Genomic DNA, 16,803 nt, shown 5'->3' with positions numbered 1-16,803 from the left:
AAATTATTTATCTCTTTTTTTGCTGTCCTGGAGCATAAGCTTTAGCACTTTTGTCTCCATTCATTTTTTTTGCTTGTCCTGGCGGTATTTTTTTACCTGAAGTTGTGTGAGTGTGTGTATGCGTGTGTGTGCTACAACTGATTACGCTTAGTACTAGAAACACAAGTACTAGTACGATTACTGCGATTTTGGTAAATTTTGATGTTTGCATTTTTGTTTTTTATTTTTATTTGAGGTGTTGCAAATATACTCGAAATGTTATTTTTAAATATATTTCATGTTAGTTTAAAATGATTTCAAATAGATTACTATCAAAAAAAAGCCCTAGAAAAAATCTAGAGCTTCTTAAAGTATTATTTTTATAGAAAGACTATTCCTCTTTCATTGTATGATAAACGTTCATTACGTCATCGTCTTCTTCGATTTTCTCGATTAATTTTTCAACGTCAGCGATTTGAGCTTCAGTTAATTCTTTAGTGATTTGCGGTATACGTTCAAAACCAGAAGAAAGGATTTCAAGACCTCTATTTTCTAATTCTTTCTGTAAAGCACCAAAACTTCCAAAAGGAGCATAGATTAAGATTCCGTCTTCATCTTCAAAAACTTCCTCAGCACCAAAATCAATAAGTTCTAACTCTAATTCTTCAGCATCAAGACCATTATTTGCAATTCTAAAGTTGCAAGTATGATCAAACATAAACTCAACAGAACCTTGAGTTCCCATTGTTCCGTTGCATTTATTAAAATAACTACGAATGTTTGCTACAGTTCTATTATTGTTATCAGAAGCAGTTTCGATCAAAATAGCGATTCCGTGAGGAGCATATCCTTCAAACAAAATCTCTTTATAGTTAGCAGTATCTTTATTACTAGCATTTTTAATCGCGCGCTCCACATTGTCCTTAGGCATGTTAGCAGCTTTCGCGTTTTGTATAACAGCTCTTAATCTAGAATTGGCATCTGGGTTAGGACCACCTTCTTTAACAGCCATTACGATATCTTTACCAATTCTGGTAAATGTTTTGGCCATTGCAGACCAACGTTTCATTTTTCTTCCTTTTCTAAATTCGAATGCTCTTCCCATTTCTAATTTTTAGTTTTGTGATGCAAAAATACGGTTATTCCTTATTTTTCCAAAAACAAAATTGTTCTTTTTTGTTTCAGGTTTAAGGTTTAAAGTTTCAGGTTTCAAGTTACTTGGTTTGTGTTGAATTTAACCGCAAAGTTCGCTAAGGTTTACGCAAAGCACACAAAGAAATTTTTAAGTTAAAGTATAAAATAAAAAAGTTCACAAAGTGATATAAATAAAACTTTGCTCCCGATACCTATTGAGATTACATAAACCTTGGCGAATTTAGCAGTTAAACTTGAAACTTGAAACTTGAAACAAATCCCTTATTTACTCATGCCATTAAACTCGTTTATAATATTTACGGCTTCGTTCAGGTATGGATTGGTTTTGAGATTATCCATTTGATATTGGTTAATCTCTTTTTCATTTGAAGCGCCAAGTAAAAACTGATTAATACTCGAATTATAAACATCCAACGGATTATTCTCGTCATTAAAAGTATTGATCTCTGTCCAAAGAGCATTAAGCGTTTTTTTCTGTGTAAAAACGGCATCCAGAGTCATCGGAATTTCAGACTTTGGAGTATTTACAATCTGATCGATCTTAAGGTTGATCTTTTTGATATTGTTAAAAAAGTAATTACCAGAAAGTCTTTCAGAACTGTTTTTAGCAATTTTATCAATCAAATTTCGCTTCACATACGTTTTATATTTCAAGAAAGGCTCTATACTATCGTTTTTAATAGCAGTCGGAAAATCACTTTCTTTCTGATAAATATCTTCATAAAATTCAGGAAGAACAACATCTGGTTTTACACCAAAATATTGATGGCTTTTTCCTGTAATTCTGTAAAATTTATTAATTGTGATTTTTAAGAAATCAGTATTTTTTTCTTCGTCAAGCGGAAGAATAGTCTGCATTGTAGCTTTTCCGAATGTATTGCTTCCTAACAATAAAGCACGATTATAATCCTGCATGATAGAAGAAAAGAATTCGCTTGCCGAGGCCGTATTACTGTTAACCAAAACTACAATTGGACCTCTATAAATAACACCTCTAAAAGGATCATTTATAACCGATTTTTCTTTTTTATTATCAATTACAATAGAAAGCGGACCGTAATCTACAAACATTCCCGCAAGTTTTATGGCTTCTTCCATAGAACCGCCACCGTTGTCAATAAGATCAATTACAAGCCCTTTAATATTATCTCTTTGGAGTTTTATAACTTCGCGTGCAACATCATCAGCGCAGCCTTTTCTACTGTTACCATCTAAATCTGCATAGAAACTTGGAATTTTTATGTAGCCAATTTTATTATCCTTTCCAATAATGAAACTGAAAACAGAATTATCTTCATCTTTCATCATTTGCTTTTCGATGTAAACATCAAAACTTTTACCTGAATTACGTTTTAAAGTAAGTGTAATATGTTTGTTGTTTTCAGATAAAATCATGGTAGAAATTGACTCTAGCGAAGCACAAGAAACTTGAAGAGTCTCTTTTTGATTTGAAATCGAAATAATCTGATCGCCTTTTTTTATTTGTCCAGTTTGATATGCAGGTCCATTTGGATCTACTTCATCAATTATAATTTCGTTTTTCTCATTCAAATTAACCGTCATTCCAAGCGACAAATGTTCTTTTGATAGCGAAGCCACAAAACTAGTTTTAGAATCATCACTAAAATAAGCCGTATGAGGATCAAAATAAGTGCAAAAGAAATTGTATAGCTTTTCTTCCTGTTTGCTATTCCTTTCTAATAAAGTTGTAAAACGGCAAATTTCATTTGAGATAATTTTATTTTTTGAAGCTTGTTCAATTGTCTTAAAATTAGCCTTTATAGAATCTAAATCATCACTTGTTTCAGCAATATCGTCTAAAATTTGATAGCGAAGTTTTTTTACCCAAACTTTTTCAACGTCTTCTTTTTTAAGATAAAAGGCAAAAGATTTTTTATAGAAACGGATGGTATCTTTTTTATTGTAATCAATAGGCAGGGTCTGAATTTTTTCTAAAACTTTTTTAGTTCGTATAAGACCGTCAACATATTTTGCCTTAATTTCACTAAGAAAACTGCAGTCATTTTTTAAAATTAAATCATCAAGATTGTAACGGTATTTTTGAGCCAATTCGTCGTATTCGCTCTTAAAAAAGATATTGCGCGAAGGATCTAGATCGTTAATGAGATTGTCAAAAACGAACACAGATAAGCTGTCATCAACAGGTTTAGGTCTAAGATGCTCTTTTTGAATAAGCGCATTTATTTTGTTTAATATTTCACAAGTTTCTGCGCTGTTCTGACCAAAAAATGTAGTTGATGTCAGCAAAAAAAGGAGTAGTGAAATTTTTTTCATAAATGGAAATTCATGGGTTCATGATTAAAGTTACACTAAAATTTTTACAAATTGTAGCATTTTTAGTGAAATATCGACGACAAAAAGTTTTTAACCGTTAAACGAACAGATTAAGAAAAGAATTAACCCGATTTTTTTCATTTTGGAACAAAAAAAATGCATTACAAACGTAATGCATTCTTCAAATTATAAGTTTAAATTACTTCTTGTAAAACGGTAATTTTACCACTTTAGCAGGAACATCATTTTTTCTAATTCTGATAAAAATATCACTGTCAACAGCACTGTTTGAAACAGTAACATATCCTAAACCAATTCCTTTATTCATAGAAGGAGACATAGTTCCAGAAGTTACAATTCCAATTACCGTTCCAGAGCCATCAACAATTTCATAATCGTGTCTCGGCACTGCACGCTCTTGCATTTCAAAAGCAACTAATTTTCTTGTAACACCAGCTTCTTTTTGCTTTTTAAGCGCTTCAGAATTTGTAAAATCCTTAGTGAATTTAGTAATCCATCCTAAGCCAGCTTCAAGCGGAGAAGTAGTATCATTAATATCGTTTCCATAAAGGCAGAATCCCATTTCTAAACGTAAAGTATCACGAGCAGCCAGACCAATCGGTTTAATTCCGAAAGATGCTCCAGCTTCAAAAACTTTGTTCCAAATTGCTTCAGCATCAGCATTTTTGCAATAAATTTCAAAACCTCCAGAACCAGTATATCCAGTTGCAGAAATAATTACATCAGTAAAACCTGCAAAATCACCCACTTCAAAATGGTAATATGTAATCGCAGACAAATCAACAGAAGTTAAAGACTGCATTGCTTCAACTGCTTTTGGACCTTGAATTGCCAATAAAGAATATTCGTCAGAAAGATTCTTCATATCAACTCCCAAATCATTGTGAGAAGTTATCCAGTTCCAGTCTTTTTCAATATTAGAAGCATTTACAACTAGCAAATACTCTTCTTCTTTCATTTTATAAATAATCAAATCGTCAACAATTCCGCCTTCATTATTTGGAAGACAAGAATATTGCGCTCTTCCAATTGTCAAAGTCGATGCATCATTTGAAGTCACTTTCTGAATCAAAGCCAAGGCATTCGGACCCGTTAACAAAAATTCACCCATATGCGAAACGTCAAAAACGCCCACACTATTACGAACTGTTTCATGTTCAGCATTAACCCCTTCGTATGTAATAGGCATGTTATAACCTGCAAAAGGCAGCATTTTCGCTCCCAAACCCTCATGTATGTGCGTAAGCGCAGTATTTTTCATTGTGTTGTTATATAAAATTGTTCTGCAAATCTATTCAAAAAATATCGAATTAGAATGCCTTAAATTATAAATTTCGCAATAATCAGGAGCTATTTCCTGCTATCCGCTATATCTTTTGCTTTTTAAAGAAAAAAGCAAAAGGATGCCGCTGCAAACGAAGTTCACTGAACTCCTATAAAAAATAAAAATATAGTGAAGTAATCAGGGCTAGGGCTGAGAGTTTCAAAAAGAAAAATCATCTTCTCAATTTTTTACGTAATTTTATTATATAAAAGCATTCGAATGAAATCATCGTATTTAATTACAAAAGAAGAGATTCTGAAATTATACAAACCAATTGATTCCAAAGCACACAAAGGAACACAAGGTCACGCCGTGATTATCGCCGGAAGTTATGGCAAGATAGGAGCGGCTGTTTTAGCTTCAAAATCCTGTATAAAATCTGGATGCGGACTTGTAACGACTTTTATTCCAAAATGCGGTTATCAAATCCTTCAAATCTCCATTCCCGAAGTGATGGTTGCAACCGACGAAAACACAAATTTCATCACCAATATTCATTTACCACTAGTTCCGCAAGCCATCGGAATTGGACCAGGAATCGGAAAAGAACTTGGAACACAAAAAGCTTTATTTGAATTTTTAAGAATAAACAAAGCGCCTTTAGTTCTCGATGCCGATGCATTGAATATTATTTCAGAGAATTTGTCTTGGTTAGAATTGGTTCCTGAAGACACGATTCTAACACCTCATCCAAAAGAATTAGAACGCTTGATTGGAAAATGGAATTCAGAAGCCGAAAAATTTCAAAAAACAATCGCTTTTTCAGAAAAATATAAAGTTATTATTGTAATGAAAGGCGCACCGACATTCATTATAAATAGAACTTCAGTCTACGAAAACACAAGCGGAAACGCAGCCCTCGCAACCGCAGGAAGTGGCGACGTTCTAACCGGAATTCTAACTAGCCTTTTAGCACAAGGTTACGAACCCAAATACGCTTCCAAAATGGGCGTACACCTCCACGGCTTAACAGCAGATTTAGCTTTGCCAAAAATGGGTTATGAGTCTTTTACAGCTTCAACAATTATTAAATATTTAGGAAAAGCATTTTTGAGTTTAGTTTAACCGCAAAGTACGAAAAGGATTACGCAAGGTTCGCAAAGTTTTTTAATCTCGCAAAGACGCAGAGTCGTAAAGTTTTTATAGTCTTTGCTACTCTGCGTCTTTGTGAGCAAATTTTCTACATTATAAAAGAATCCTTGCGTTCTTTGCGTAAACCTTTGCGCTCTTTGTGGTTAAAATCATTAAGTTTGTAACATGAAAAACTTCGATCTTAGAACAGTAAACGTCATGCGTTACATAACGCCACTGCGCGAAGGCGGTTCTTTACCAGCTTTGGCAGAAGCCGATGACGATTTTAAATATGTATTAAAATTTAGAGGTGCCGGACACGGTGTAAAAGCCCTAATCGCCGAATTAGTTGGCGGACAAATAGCAAAAGCATTAAAATTACAATTACCAGAATTAGTATTCGCAAACCTTGACGAAGCTTTCGGAAGAACCGAAGGTGACGAAGAAATTCAGGATTTATTGCAAGGAAGTCAGGGATTAAACTTGGCACTTCACTTTTTATCTGGCGCAATTACATTCGATCCAGTTGTAACAACTGTAGATGCTAAATTAGCTTCTCAGATTGTTTGGTTAGATGCATATATTACCAATGTTGACCGAACTTTCAAAAACACGAATATGCTGATTTGGCATAAAGAATTATGGCTGATCGATCACGGCGCTTGTTTGTATTTCCATCATTCTTGGAACAATTGGGAACAACATGCTAAAAGTCCATTTGCGTTAATAAAAGATCACGTTTTACTGCCTCAGGCTTCGCTTTTAAAAGAAGTTGATGCTGAATTTAAAGCCATTTTAACCCCAGAAATTTTAGAAGAAATTGTCAATACAATTCCGTTAGACTGGCTACAATGGGAAGACGCAGACGAAACTCCAGAAGGATTGCGAAACGTTTATTTGCAATTTTTAAAGACAAGATTAGAGAATTCAGAAATATTTGTAAATCAGGCTCAAAATGCAAGATAATCACTTATATGAATATGCTGTGATTCGTGTTGTGCCAAGGGTTGAACGCGAAGAATTCCTGAATATCGGAATTATTTTGTTTTGCAAAAAAGCCAAATTTATAAAGGTTCTTTTTCATTTAAATAAAGAAAAAATTCAAGCCCTTTCCAATGATTTCGACATCGAGCAATTAGAATGTAATTTGACATCATTAGAAAAAATCGCCAAAGGAGCCAAAGACGGCGGTCCAATCGCTGAATTTGAAATTCCGGAACGTTTTAGATGGTTAACGGCTATTAGAAGTTCGGCAATCCAAACCTCAAGACCTCATCCTGGATTGAGTCAGGATTTGGAGAAAACAATTCAGCGTTTGTTTGAGGAGTTGGTTCTTTAAAGAAAGGTTCCAAAGTTCAGAGGTTCAAAGGTACAAAGGTTTTTTAACCGCAAAGAGCGCAAGAATTTATTTATTGAAGATTTTATAAAATCGCAAAGTTCGCAAAGCCTTTATATAAAGCTTTGCGAACTTTGCGTAATTCCTTGCGAACTTTGCGGTTAAATAAAAAACCACGAACTACATCGCTGCAATCCGTGGTTCTAACTAAAAACTAACTTACTTTTTTATACTAATTCAATTAAAAAGATCCGCAAACATTTCCGCCTAAAGTAGGTCCAGCATTTGCAGAAATATCAGCTTTAACAGCAGTTTTAGCCAATTTTACGATAGAATATGGCGGCGTAAAAGCAGTACCGCTTCCTACTTGAGTTCCCGTTACACTTGTAAAAACATTATCAGTAGCTGTAACCGCTGTATAACCCGTCATTAAATCGATTGGATTTTTCACACCTTCAAAAACATTGCTTTCTACGCGAATATTTGCTTCAAATCCTGCCGCAATACATTTGTTGCTTACAGTACTGTTGAAGAAACTGTTTACAATATGCACTTGTCCAAAACGAACTCTAGGCATTCTTTCTCTACAGCCTGGAGCCCACCAGCATCTTGCAAAAGTGATTCTCAATTTTCCACGGTCAGCAGTTGCGCCGTCGCTAGAACCAATTAAATTAGAGAAACGGTGATCATCAGTTCCGCCAGAACCTCCTGCTTTTGGCGCTTTTAGATAATGGAATTTAGAATACGTAACAGAAATATAATCAGATTTGTTTTTGATGTCGAAATTTCCATCTACACCATCTCTAAATTCGCAGTGATCCACCCAAACATTTGTACATTCGTCCAGAATGGCATTATCCCATCCATCAGTATCATAAGCGCCTGGGCCTTCAAAAATCAAGTTTCTGATGATAATGTTTTTACATCTTTTAATGTTAATAATTCCAGAAGCATCTTTGGTCTGATTTGTCGAAACCAGCTTTGCACCGCTTGCACCATAAATCGTTTTTCCAGTCTGATCCTGAAATGACAATCTTGTTGTAACCGTGATTGTTCCAGAAACTTTAATCACTTTTACAGAAGTGTTTTCAATAGCCGATTTAAGCTGAGCGTAAGTTGTAACTGTAGTCTCCGCAGCAGAGCCACCACCCGTTGTTCCACCGTTTTGTGAAGCCCAGCCAGGAACCTCAGCGCAGTTTCCGATTTTAGCAGTCGGATTGGTTGCAGGAGTTTCAACGGTTGTTTCGTTAGTTTGAATACCTGCTTCTGTGTTTGAAGCAATTTCTTCAGAATTACATGCTGTAAATCCGAAAATCAATGTTGCTGCGAACATTGAAAGTTTTGATTTTAAGTTCATAATAAGTTTGGTTATTTATAAAAGTTTAACAGCGCAAAACTCAGAATTATCTGTAGGAAAAAAGTTGAACAAGTTCAAACTTTCGGAAAAAATTCTACGAAATGTCTTTTTTTAACACTTGTTAATTTACAAAAATGCACAAATAGCGTATTTTTACGTAATCGATTACATTGATTAAGCCCCTAATTAATGATGAATGGATAAACAAACTTATTCCTTAAACAAAAACCACAAGAATGTACAACCTACTAAGAAAAAACATTGAGCGAAAGATTCCGCTCACAGATGAAGAATGGGACATTATTGTCTCAAAAGCAGAACTCATTAAACTTAAAAAGAATCAATTCCTACAAATCCAAAATTCGAACAACAGTTACGAAGGATTTATTTTAAAAGGATCGTTCAAAACCTACATTTTAAACGAAAACGGAACTGAAACTGTCATTTTCTTCTCATTTGAAAACGAATGGATGTGTGATCTGGAAAGTTTTTATCACCAAAAGCCCACAACATACAACATTAAAGCCATCGAAGACAGTGAGATAGTAGTAATCAATAAAATGCAAAAAGCGTATCTGTTTGCTATGATTCCAAAACTCATAAAGTTTCATGTTCTAATGATTGAACGAGCCAATGTTGCCATTCAGCAACGGCTTTTAGATGTGCTGCATAAAACCTCAAAACAGCGTTATCTTGATTTTAAAGAGCGTTACCCGCAAAAAGTGAGCTCGATTAACAATAAGAATTTGTCTTCTTATTTAGGTGTTTCTCATGAGTTTCTTTCAAAGATTAAGAGAACGGTATCTTAGTTTTTGAGGTTCAAAGGGGCAGAGAGGCAAAGTGACAAAGGTTTTCTGTAGAGACGCACTGCTGTGCGTCTAACGCGTTATGTGAAAATCTCGCAAAGTCGCAGAGATGCAAAGTTTTATTCTCATTTTTTGTCATTTCGAGGAACGAGAAATCACACTAGAAACTCCGTAAAGTATTTCGCCAATCTTTGTTGATATGCACGTGTGATTTCTCCTTCCTCGAAATGACAAACTGTATGGAAACTTTATCAAAAAACTTTGCGTCTCTGCGACTTTGCGAGATTAAAAAAGATTTAGTAAAAAACTTTGCGAATCTTTGCGTAACCCCTTGCGAACTTTGAGGTAAAATTAGAAATCCAATATCCCAAACAGACATTCAGTAGAGAAATGAAACCTTACATTTTCTTTTTCTTTATTTTCAATAACCAATAAATCATAAGGTTCTAAATGGTATAGCTTTTCATTAATGGTAATAACAGTCGTATCTAAAGAAAATAAAATTACCATTTCAGCAGTACAATTCTGATTAGTATTAGTTATTTCCAGTTTATGATGGGATATTTTTTCGGAAACCATCCAATTAAAATCAGTGCCTTTTGTATAAGAAGTTACCTCGTCATCCGAATTAAATTCCATGATTTCATATTTCTCATACACCTTTTTTTGTTTGTTTACCTCAACATCTAATTCATTATCGAGCATAACCAAGTATCGGTGATAGCCTTTAAATTTGGTAAACTCTGAAGGCGTTTGCTCTATTGTAGCACTGCTTATTCTAAATGAGAAATCTCTATCGGCATAATTTGCTGTTTTTGGATAAATCATATATTCGTATGTCAATCCGCCGCTCCAAATAGAGGGTTTAGTATCTTTTTTAGGGAAAAGGGTTATGTTCATTTTTTAGTTAAATCTTTTTCTCCAAATAAATAAACTCCAAAGGTTCTGCAGAAACCGTAGTATGAATTTCACTCTCAGGGAAAGCCTCACGTTTTCCGGTATCTACATAACCATGACGTTTGTACCAAGCCACAAGCTCTTCACGAACTGAAATTACCGTCATAATGATGCTCGACAATCCCAAAGATTTTGCATGATTTTCGGCTTCAGCCAAAAGCTTTTTCCCGATACCACTGTTTTGAAGTTCTGGTGAAACCGTTAGCATTCCTAAATACAATTGATGTCCTTTTTCGACCAATAAAACCGAACCGATGATTTTATCATTCTCAGTAAATTTCAGAATAGCATTTTTTGAATCAAGAAAGATTTCTGTCATTTCCTGTTCGTCGGTTCTTTTTCCTTCTAGTAAATGCGCTTCGGTTGTCCAACCTTTTTTGGAAGTTTCGCCTCTGTATGCTGAGTTTATTAAGATGGTTAATGTTGGAATATCTTCGATTGTTGCTTTTGTAATCATATATTGTTGTAAAATGTGAGATGTAAAATGTGAGATGTAAAATGTGAGATGTAAAATGTGAGATGTAAAATGTGAAATTGAAATTTGGGATGTAAAATTACAATTTGGGGCGTAATGAAAAACAAGATTTTAAATTTATGTAAGTAAATATTTAAAGAAAATTCTAGAAATTTGTATAGAACACAAAATCAATAAAGTATGAGTAGAATACACTTATTTGAGTTTGAAGATCAGCAATGGCTTCCAGAGTTTATTAGAAATTACATGACCGATTTTTTGCAGTTTCTTTCTAATAAAACTGCTATGTATAGAGGAATTGTTCCTGTAATAGAAAAGGCTTTAAAAGAAAGCCAAACCAATCAAATTATAGATTTGGCTTCGGGCGGTGGCGGTGGATTGATTTGGTTAAACGCCGAATTGCGAAAAAACAATCCCGACTTAAAAATTCTGCTGACGGATTATTTTCCTAATATTCCTGCATTCGAACATACGCAAAAACAAGCCGATAATTTCGATTTTGTAAAAACTTCCGTCGATGCCAGAAATGTTCCCGAAAACCTAAAAGGACTTCGAACGCAGTTTTTATCCTTTCATCATTTTAAACCGAAAGATGCACAGCAGATTCTGCAGAATGCAATTGACACAAACAGTTCGATAGCGATTTTTGAAGGGCAGGAGAGAAGCGCTCCAAGTATTATAGCGATGCTACTTTCTCCAATTTCCGTTTTGCTGACAACACCTTTTATTCGTCCTTTTAAAATTGGTAGAATCATTTTTACGTATCTCATTCCAATTGTGCCGATTTTAGTTTTGTGGGATGGCGTGGTTTCGTCTTTAAGAACCTATTCTGTTGACGAAATGAACGAATTGATTTCTAAATTAAATAATAAAGATAATTTTAATTGGGAAGTAGGAAAAGTGAAATCTGGTCCTGCGAAGATTTTGTATTTGTTGGGGACGAGGACACAGATTTAACAGATTCGTTATCACGAAGACGCGGATTTACACTGATTGAATTAAAAAATCCTTATAATCCGCGCTATCGGAACAACTTTTATTAATAGCGGTGTTCTGTGATCGATCTTACACAATTGTCTGCTAGTGTTAGTCATGAAGCACTTTATACAACTCATCTAACAATTCCATTTCATCAGAAGGCAAAAGCTGTATCGCGATTTCAAGAAGAAGCATAACATCAATGGCAGTTTTAGAATCTTCCTGTTGAAGCGTGTTAATACTTGTTCTTAATAGCGAAATAATGGTTTGCATTAATTCGTTGTAACACGATATGGTCATTTTGGTTTTAAAAGAGTTTCTGTTCTTTTTACTGGGTTTTAATTGTGTAAAATAGTTAGCTCTGGCTGCAAATTCTAAAAAATCGGTTATTGATAATTTACTTGGTTCTGTCATGGCTTATAGTTTTAATTGATGTAAAAATCTTACTTTTGTGTAATTAGCGGCAAGTAAGCCAGAGATTTTGAGTTGCAAAAATATTTACGTTTGTATATCACAAATGGACTTAGTTTTTTACAAAAATCTATTTTTCCTTAAGAATTTTAAATATCTTTGATTCATGAGCACAGCAGTAAAACCAAAACATATCGGCAGAAATATAAGCCGAATTAGAGAACTAAAAGGCATGAAGCAGGAAGCTTTGGCAATGGCAATTGGCGTAACGCAACAAACGGTTTCGAATATTGAAGCGAGTGAAAATGTTGATGACGAAAAATTGAACCAAATTGCAAAAGCTCTCGAAGTTTCTGTTGAAGCAATTAAAAACTTTTCGGAAGAAAACGTGATTAATTATTTTAATAATATTTATGATCACGGTGTTTTCAATACAGGGAATAATAGTCATAATTACTGTACTTTTAATCCTTTAGATAAAGTGGTTGAACTTTACGAACGTTTGGTGCAAGCTGAGAAAGATAAAGTTGAGTATTTGGAGAAATTATTGAACGGGAAATAAACGTTTAGAGATATATTAAATTGAGAAGAGACCTTTGATGAGGTCTCTTTTTTTTATTTTAAACTCTTGAGTAATGTGACTAGACTTAGAGTGAAACATGCTTTAATACATGTGTTGGTATTAATTTTTTGTTAAAAATACATGTTTTGCTTGTAATTTACAAAAGTATTTCTATCTTTGTTTAAAATTATGAAATATGAAGTCGGTTAGAATAAAAAAAGATAGAAGAATGATAAGTCTTGTCCAGCTTAGTAAGAGAACAGGCTTGCCACAATCTACAATTATTGCAATTCTTAATGAATCTGGTTATAATGTTTTTGGGGATGGATCATTTGCTTTTTTAGATCAAAATCAAGTTAGAATAATTTCGGGTTTTTATGTTAAAGCCGTTAATTCATTATTTCAGGATTTTAAAAATAAACGAAAAAGAGGTTTTGAAAATTCAGCTAATTATTTTAGTTTTTTTCTAAATTTCATTAAGCAAGAAGATTTGTTTTTTGATAAACTAAATTTATCATTTATTCCAATTTTTGATTATGAATTAGATGATGATTTAATTATAAATTTCTTTTATAAAAATGTTTATGTAATACAAAACAAAACGATTTCTAGAGATAACTTTTTTGTAATAACAAGAAAGATATTGAAAAAAATTAGTTTAAAAATCAACAAAATTAATAAAGATTTAAGGGCTATTTTATCTCCAATTTTAATTTCAAATCATTATTATATTTTTACAGATGATGAAGATATTTCGAGAATCAAAAATTCATTTTTTTGCTTCTCTTGGAATAACTTTAGAAGAGAAGCTTTTATAAAATTTAATATTTATTTTAAGCAAATCTCATGGAAAAATATAAATTACTCATAGAAAATATAAAACAAAGTGACTTATCTGAAGAAGATAAAAATACATTAATTTCAAAATTATCGGATAATCAATTAGATTTAGACGATTTTATAAGAGGTTTTCTCGGAATCTGTTCAATCAGTAAAGAGATATTAAAATTGTTCGGAATTGATATCTGAGCTTAATTAATTAGTTATGAATATAGGGAATGCAATAAAATTGTTAAGAAAAGAAAAGAAAATGGGGCAAAGAGATTTGGCAGAGAAATGTGATATTTCTATAAATGCTCTAAGTCAGATTGAAATTAATGCCTCTTTTCCGCAGAAAAGCACAATCGAAAAGATATGTAAGGCACTTGATATTCCAGTATCTTACTTATTATTTTTTTCAATAACAGATGAAGATATTCCGCTAGAAAAACAAGAAATTTTTAATATGTTAAGTAAAACAATTAAAACAGTTCTTGTTGAGAAAGTCAAGTAATAATTTAATGATGCTTTCTTAATATACCTTAAAGATATAAGCCACAATTACAAAAGAATAAACACGTATTGTGGCTTTAAAATTTTATAAAAAAGAAGACATTTCCTCCTGTTATCGCGAGCGTCCCGCTCGTGCCCATTTCAATTGATTTTTGAACGTATTTGTGTTCATGAGCGAGACGTTTGCGCGAGCGGGGATGGAAAAATCATTGTGAAAATAATATTTAATATTTACAACTAACAAACCAAAAAAACATGAACGAAAAAGTATTCAAATTAGAACAAAGATTTCAGCCTTATCTATTAAACAATGATTACACTTTTGTTGGACCCGAAAATCAAAATTTATTAGAATCTTTTGTCCAAAATGCTAATGTAATTGCACCAGTTGTAGCCATTTCGAGAGAACTTCGTCATGCTCTAGGGAATAAGGAGGCCACTTTGCAAGCTTGTAGGTTGTTGCCAGTTGGAACACCTTTACGGGTTTATATAGTGATTGAAAATGATTATGATATGCTTGTACATGCTGATATTGAAGAATATTGCAAACGTAACAAAATTGATTTTCAAATCTAAGTAATTAATGACTGATAGCCTTACTTTTAAAAATTTAGGAATTTTGTTTACATTTTACTCCATAGTGTATGTTTTTGTATACTATGGGTTCTATGGTATAAATATTTTTTATTACACAGATTTACAAGGGGTTTTGACACTGTTTCTAAGTAATACGATAAAGATTATAATTTTTTCCTCCCTTGTTTTATTAATTGTGGCAGGAATTTCAAAGAAGTCTTTTCAAGTTAAAAATGAGACTTTTAACAAACTTTCTTTGAGAAGAACGATAATCCTTTTTTATATTTTATTTATAATTTTTATAGGGTTATTTATAATGTTGCTTTTAGGAATTGATTCAAGAATAAACAGGCCTTTATTTAGCATTACAGCATTTGCCGTAATTGGCATTTTACATGCTATCGATAGGTTGAGTAAACTTATACGCTATAAATTTAAAATTTCAGCATACAATCTAAAAGCATATTTTAGTATTATATTGATAGTGCCTTATTTCATGTGTCAATTGATTATTAGCGAGGTAAACTATTTTCCAAAATCTGACCACCTCTATTTTTGCTACAATGAATCAAAAACTGTAGAAACAGGTGAAAAATTTAAGTTATACTTGATAGGTAAAACGAATGAAAATATTTTTATTTATGATAAATCAAAAAATCAAACACTTATTTTTGAAATGAGTAATGTGAAAGATTTTAAAATTTATGATGTTCCTGCACCTAATCTATATCCAAAGGCAGGAGCAGTTATACCTGATAAAGGACCATAAAAAAAGCAATTGAAAAAAGTTCAATTGCTTTTTTTATACTAATCTTCTTTGAAGAAATTACCCCAAGAAACTCTTCAACTCCTCATAAGTTCCAATCTTTACACTAACTTTCTCCTCATTAATAACACTCTCAATTTGAGCAGGAATAGGAAGCGTAATTCCTAAAGCTGGTTCAACAACATCTAAGAATTTAATAGGATGCGCTGTTTCTAAGAAAATACCAATAGCATTCGGGTGTTTTTCAATCTCTTTTTTCAAACCTAAATAACCAACAGCGCCATGTGGTTCTGCAATATAACCGTCTGTGTTGTAGATTTTCTTTAGAGCAACTAATGTTTCTTCATCTGTATAGCTATAAGAAGAAAAGTCTTTTTCAAAAGCTTTTAAATCATTATTGTACAATTCCTGAATTCTAATAAAGTTGCTTGGGTTTCCAACGTCCATGGCGTTAGAGATTGTGGCTTTAGAAGGTTTTGGGTCGTATTTTCCGTTTTCTAAGAATCTTGGCACGGTGTCGTTTACGTTTGTAGAAGCTACAAAATGCTCAATTGGCAAACCTAATTTCTTTGCCATAATTCCAGCGCAGATATTTCCGAAGTTTCCGCTTGGGCAAGAGAAAACTAAAGGTTTGTTTTGGCTTTTCAACGCTTTGTAAGCAAAGAAGAAATAAAACATTTGCGGCAACCAACGTGCAATATTAATAGAATTGGCAGAAGTCAGGTTTTTATGTGCTAAAGTTTCGTCCAAAAACGCTTTTTTCACCATATCCTGACAATCGTCAAAAACACCGTCAACTTCAAGAGCTTTAATATTTTGCCCTAAAGTAGTCAATTGTTTTTCCTGAATATCGCTCACTTTTCCAGACGGATATAAAATAACAACATCAACGCCGTCAACGCCTAAAAATCCGCTGGCAACTGCTCCGCCTGTATCTCCAGAAGTCGCTACTAAAACGGTGTTTTTAGAATCTTTTTTGTCTTTATTGAAATAACCCAAACAACGCGACATAAAACGTGCTCCAACGTCTTTAAACGCCATTGTTGGCCCGTGAAATAATTCTAACGAATAGATTCCGTTTTCGACTTTCACCACAGGGAAATCAAAAACTAAAGTTTCGGCAATTATTTCTTTTAGTTTTTCTGCTGGGATTTCGTCACCAACAAATTGTTTAATCGCTTCAAAAGCGATTTCTTCGTGGCTTAAACTTTCGATTTTTTCAAAAAATGAAGGATCAAGCGGTGTAATGCTTTCTGGGAAATATAATCCTTTATCAGTTGCTAATCCTTGTATAACAGCTTCCTGAAAAGAAACTTTTGGGGCATTATGGTTTAAACTGTAGTATTTCATTTTGTGATTTTATTTTTAAACCATATAAGTGATATAAGGTAATATAATTGCG

The 16,803-nt window shown here is 33.2% G+C and carries 19 protein-coding genes; 10 read left to right on the top strand and 9 right to left on the bottom strand.

Going from position 1 to position 16,803, the window contains the following annotated elements; all coding sequences use genetic code 11:
* Positions 1 to 7 precede the first annotated feature (7 nt).
* From OD917_RS18745 to gcvT, 4 genes are all read right to left on the bottom strand, one after another.
* Positions 8 to 211: a hypothetical protein gene (locus tag OD917_RS18745; RefSeq protein WP_111282947.1), complete on the bottom strand. Its 204-nt coding sequence runs from the start codon at positions 209 to 211 to the stop codon at positions 8 to 10.
* A gap of 159 nt (positions 212 to 370) precedes the next feature.
* Positions 371 to 1,084, bottom strand: coding sequence for a YebC/PmpR family DNA-binding transcriptional regulator (locus tag OD917_RS18740; RefSeq protein ID WP_026729302.1), 714 nt, complete (start codon positions 1,082 to 1,084; stop codon positions 371 to 373).
* A 311-nt stretch (positions 1,085 to 1,395) separates the two neighbouring features.
* Positions 1,396 to 3,429 carry a S41 family peptidase gene (locus OD917_RS18735; protein WP_263524948.1) on the bottom strand — a complete coding sequence of 678 codons (2,034 nt, stop codon included), beginning with the start codon at positions 3,427 to 3,429 and terminating at the stop codon, positions 1,396 to 1,398.
* Between the two features lie 199 nt (positions 3,430 to 3,628).
* A complete protein-coding gene (gene gcvT / locus OD917_RS18730) occupies positions 3,629 to 4,711 on the bottom strand; it encodes a glycine cleavage system aminomethyltransferase GcvT (RefSeq protein WP_263524947.1) in 1,083 nt (360 codons plus the stop codon).
* A gap of 282 nt (positions 4,712 to 4,993) precedes the next feature.
* Between gcvT and OD917_RS18725 the strand changes: the two genes are divergently transcribed.
* The 3 genes from OD917_RS18725 (at position 4,994) to OD917_RS18715 (ending at position 7,184) form a co-directional block, all read left to right on the top strand.
* Positions 4,994 to 5,839 carry an NAD(P)H-hydrate dehydratase gene (locus OD917_RS18725; protein ID WP_263524946.1) on the top strand — a complete coding sequence of 282 codons (846 nt, stop codon included), beginning with the start codon at positions 4,994 to 4,996 and terminating at the stop codon, positions 5,837 to 5,839.
* Positions 5,840 to 6,031: 192 nt separating this feature from the next.
* Entirely contained in the window at positions 6,032 to 6,811 is a 780-nt protein-coding gene (locus OD917_RS18720; protein WP_263524945.1) for a HipA family kinase, read from the top strand.
* Positions 6,801 to 7,184 carry a DUF3037 domain-containing protein gene (locus tag OD917_RS18715; RefSeq protein ID WP_263524944.1) on the top strand — a complete coding sequence of 128 codons (384 nt, stop codon included), beginning with the start codon at positions 6,801 to 6,803 and terminating at the stop codon, positions 7,182 to 7,184. Before OD917_RS18720 ends, OD917_RS18715 begins: the two co-directional genes overlap by 11 nt.
* 238 nt (positions 7,185 to 7,422) lie before the next feature.
* On the opposite strand, the gene OD917_RS18710 is transcribed toward OD917_RS18715, so the two are convergent.
* Positions 7,423 to 8,538 (bottom strand): polysaccharide lyase family 1 protein, encoded by a 1,116-nt coding sequence (locus tag OD917_RS18710; RefSeq protein WP_263524943.1) that lies wholly within the window; start codon positions 8,536 to 8,538, stop codon positions 7,423 to 7,425.
* Positions 8,539 to 8,774: 236 nt separating this feature from the next.
* Here OD917_RS18710 and OD917_RS18705 point away from each other — a divergent pair, with 236 nt between their 5' ends.
* Entirely contained in the window at positions 8,775 to 9,347 is a 573-nt protein-coding gene (locus OD917_RS18705; protein ID WP_263524942.1) for a Crp/Fnr family transcriptional regulator, read from the top strand.
* 348 nt (positions 9,348 to 9,695) lie between these two features.
* Here the strand turns inward: OD917_RS18705 and OD917_RS18700 are convergent, their stop codons facing one another.
* Complete coding sequence (locus OD917_RS18700; protein WP_263524940.1) at positions 9,696 to 10,244, bottom strand: HutD family protein; 549 nt, start codon at positions 10,242 to 10,244, stop codon at positions 9,696 to 9,698.
* Between the two features lie 7 nt (positions 10,245 to 10,251).
* Positions 10,252 to 10,758: a GNAT family N-acetyltransferase gene (locus tag OD917_RS18695; protein ID WP_263524939.1), complete on the bottom strand. Its 507-nt coding sequence runs from the start codon at positions 10,756 to 10,758 to the stop codon at positions 10,252 to 10,254.
* Between the two features lie 198 nt (positions 10,759 to 10,956).
* On the opposite strand from OD917_RS18695, the gene OD917_RS18690 reads away from it, so the two are divergent.
* Positions 10,957 to 11,733 (top strand): hypothetical protein, encoded by a 777-nt coding sequence (locus OD917_RS18690; protein WP_263524938.1) that lies wholly within the window; start codon positions 10,957 to 10,959, stop codon positions 11,731 to 11,733.
* A gap of 129 nt (positions 11,734 to 11,862) precedes the next feature.
* Here OD917_RS18690 and OD917_RS18685 read toward each other — a convergent pair whose 3' ends face one another.
* The gene (locus OD917_RS18685; protein WP_263524937.1) at positions 11,863 to 12,168 is read right to left on the bottom strand and encodes a hypothetical protein; all 306 of its coding nucleotides are present in this window, start codon (positions 12,166 to 12,168) and stop codon (positions 11,863 to 11,865) included.
* 163 nt (positions 12,169 to 12,331) lie between these two features.
* On the opposite strand from OD917_RS18685, the gene OD917_RS18680 reads away from it, so the two are divergent.
* The 5 genes from OD917_RS18680 to OD917_RS18660 all read left to right on the top strand — a co-directional run bounded on the left by OD917_RS18680 (position 12,332) and on the right by OD917_RS18660 (position 15,404).
* On the top strand, positions 12,332 to 12,727 hold the full coding sequence (locus OD917_RS18680) for a helix-turn-helix domain-containing protein (RefSeq protein WP_263524936.1): 396 nt from the start codon (positions 12,332 to 12,334) through the stop codon (positions 12,725 to 12,727).
* A 196-nt stretch (positions 12,728 to 12,923) separates the two neighbouring features.
* Positions 12,924 to 13,598 carry a hypothetical protein gene (locus tag OD917_RS18675; RefSeq protein ID WP_263524935.1) on the top strand — a complete coding sequence of 225 codons (675 nt, stop codon included), beginning with the start codon at positions 12,924 to 12,926 and terminating at the stop codon, positions 13,596 to 13,598.
* 174 nt (positions 13,599 to 13,772) lie between these two features.
* Positions 13,773 to 14,060 carry a helix-turn-helix domain-containing protein gene (locus tag OD917_RS18670; protein WP_263524934.1) on the top strand — a complete coding sequence of 96 codons (288 nt, stop codon included), beginning with the start codon at positions 13,773 to 13,775 and terminating at the stop codon, positions 14,058 to 14,060.
* Between the two features lie 254 nt (positions 14,061 to 14,314).
* Complete coding sequence (locus OD917_RS18665; RefSeq protein ID WP_263524933.1) at positions 14,315 to 14,635, top strand: hypothetical protein; 321 nt, start codon at positions 14,315 to 14,317, stop codon at positions 14,633 to 14,635.
* A gap of 7 nt (positions 14,636 to 14,642) precedes the next feature.
* Positions 14,643 to 15,404, top strand: coding sequence for a hypothetical protein (locus OD917_RS18660; protein WP_263524932.1), 762 nt, complete (start codon positions 14,643 to 14,645; stop codon positions 15,402 to 15,404).
* Between the two features lie 57 nt (positions 15,405 to 15,461).
* On the opposite strand, the gene thrC is transcribed toward OD917_RS18660, so the two are convergent.
* The gene (thrC, locus tag OD917_RS18655; RefSeq protein WP_263524931.1) at positions 15,462 to 16,751 is read right to left on the bottom strand and encodes a threonine synthase; all 1,290 of its coding nucleotides are present in this window, start codon (positions 16,749 to 16,751) and stop codon (positions 15,462 to 15,464) included.
* Between the last annotated feature and the right edge of the window lie 52 nt (positions 16,752 to 16,803).

The organism is Flavobacterium sp. SH_e, from assembly GCF_025717045.1.
Lineage (GTDB): Bacteria > Bacteroidota > Bacteroidia > Flavobacteriales > Flavobacteriaceae > Flavobacterium.
Note: the sequence above shows the minus strand (reverse complement) of the source record. Positions and strands in the feature narration are given on the sequence as shown.

Excerpts from the sequence above, each read along its gene's own strand:
- OD917_RS18685 (WP_263524937.1), bottom strand. The coding sequence starts at position 12,168 with ATGACAGAACCAAGTAAATTATCAATAACCGATTTTTTAGAATTTGCA.
- OD917_RS18700 (WP_263524940.1), bottom strand. The coding sequence starts at position 10,244 with ATGAACATAACCCTTTTCCCTAAAAAAGATACTAAACCCTCTATTTGG.
- OD917_RS18735 (WP_263524948.1), bottom strand. The coding sequence starts at position 3,429 with ATGAAAAAAATTTCACTACTCCTTTTTTTGCTGACATCAACTACATTT.
- OD917_RS18745 (WP_111282947.1), bottom strand. The coding sequence starts at position 211 with ATGCAAACATCAAAATTTACCAAAATCGCAGTAATCGTACTAGTACTT.
- OD917_RS18720 (WP_263524945.1), top strand. The coding sequence starts at position 6,032 with ATGAAAAACTTCGATCTTAGAACAGTAAACGTCATGCGTTACATAACG.
- OD917_RS18680 (WP_263524936.1), top strand. The coding sequence starts at position 12,332 with ATGAGCACAGCAGTAAAACCAAAACATATCGGCAGAAATATAAGCCGA.
- OD917_RS18665 (WP_263524933.1), top strand. The coding sequence starts at position 14,315 with ATGAACGAAAAAGTATTCAAATTAGAACAAAGATTTCAGCCTTATCTA.
- OD917_RS18690 (WP_263524938.1), top strand. The coding sequence starts at position 10,957 with ATGAGTAGAATACACTTATTTGAGTTTGAAGATCAGCAATGGCTTCCA.
- gcvT (WP_263524947.1), bottom strand. The coding sequence starts at position 4,711 with ATGAAAAATACTGCGCTTACGCACATACATGAGGGTTTGGGAGCGAAA.
- thrC (WP_263524931.1), bottom strand. The coding sequence starts at position 16,751 with ATGAAATACTACAGTTTAAACCATAATGCCCCAAAAGTTTCTTTTCAG.
- OD917_RS18660 (WP_263524932.1), top strand. The coding sequence starts at position 14,643 with ATGACTGATAGCCTTACTTTTAAAAATTTAGGAATTTTGTTTACATTT.
- OD917_RS18670 (WP_263524934.1), top strand. The coding sequence starts at position 13,773 with ATGAATATAGGGAATGCAATAAAATTGTTAAGAAAAGAAAAGAAAATG.
- OD917_RS18695 (WP_263524939.1), bottom strand. The coding sequence starts at position 10,758 with ATGATTACAAAAGCAACAATCGAAGATATTCCAACATTAACCATCTTA.
- OD917_RS18710 (WP_263524943.1), bottom strand. The coding sequence starts at position 8,538 with ATGAACTTAAAATCAAAACTTTCAATGTTCGCAGCAACATTGATTTTC.
- OD917_RS18725 (WP_263524946.1), top strand. The coding sequence starts at position 4,994 with ATGAAATCATCGTATTTAATTACAAAAGAAGAGATTCTGAAATTATAC.
- OD917_RS18705 (WP_263524942.1), top strand. The coding sequence starts at position 8,775 with ATGTACAACCTACTAAGAAAAAACATTGAGCGAAAGATTCCGCTCACA.
- OD917_RS18715 (WP_263524944.1), top strand. The coding sequence starts at position 6,801 with ATGCAAGATAATCACTTATATGAATATGCTGTGATTCGTGTTGTGCCA.
- OD917_RS18740 (WP_026729302.1), bottom strand. The coding sequence starts at position 1,084 with ATGGGAAGAGCATTCGAATTTAGAAAAGGAAGAAAAATGAAACGTTGG.
- OD917_RS18675 (WP_263524935.1), top strand. The coding sequence starts at position 12,924 with ATGAAGTCGGTTAGAATAAAAAAAGATAGAAGAATGATAAGTCTTGTC.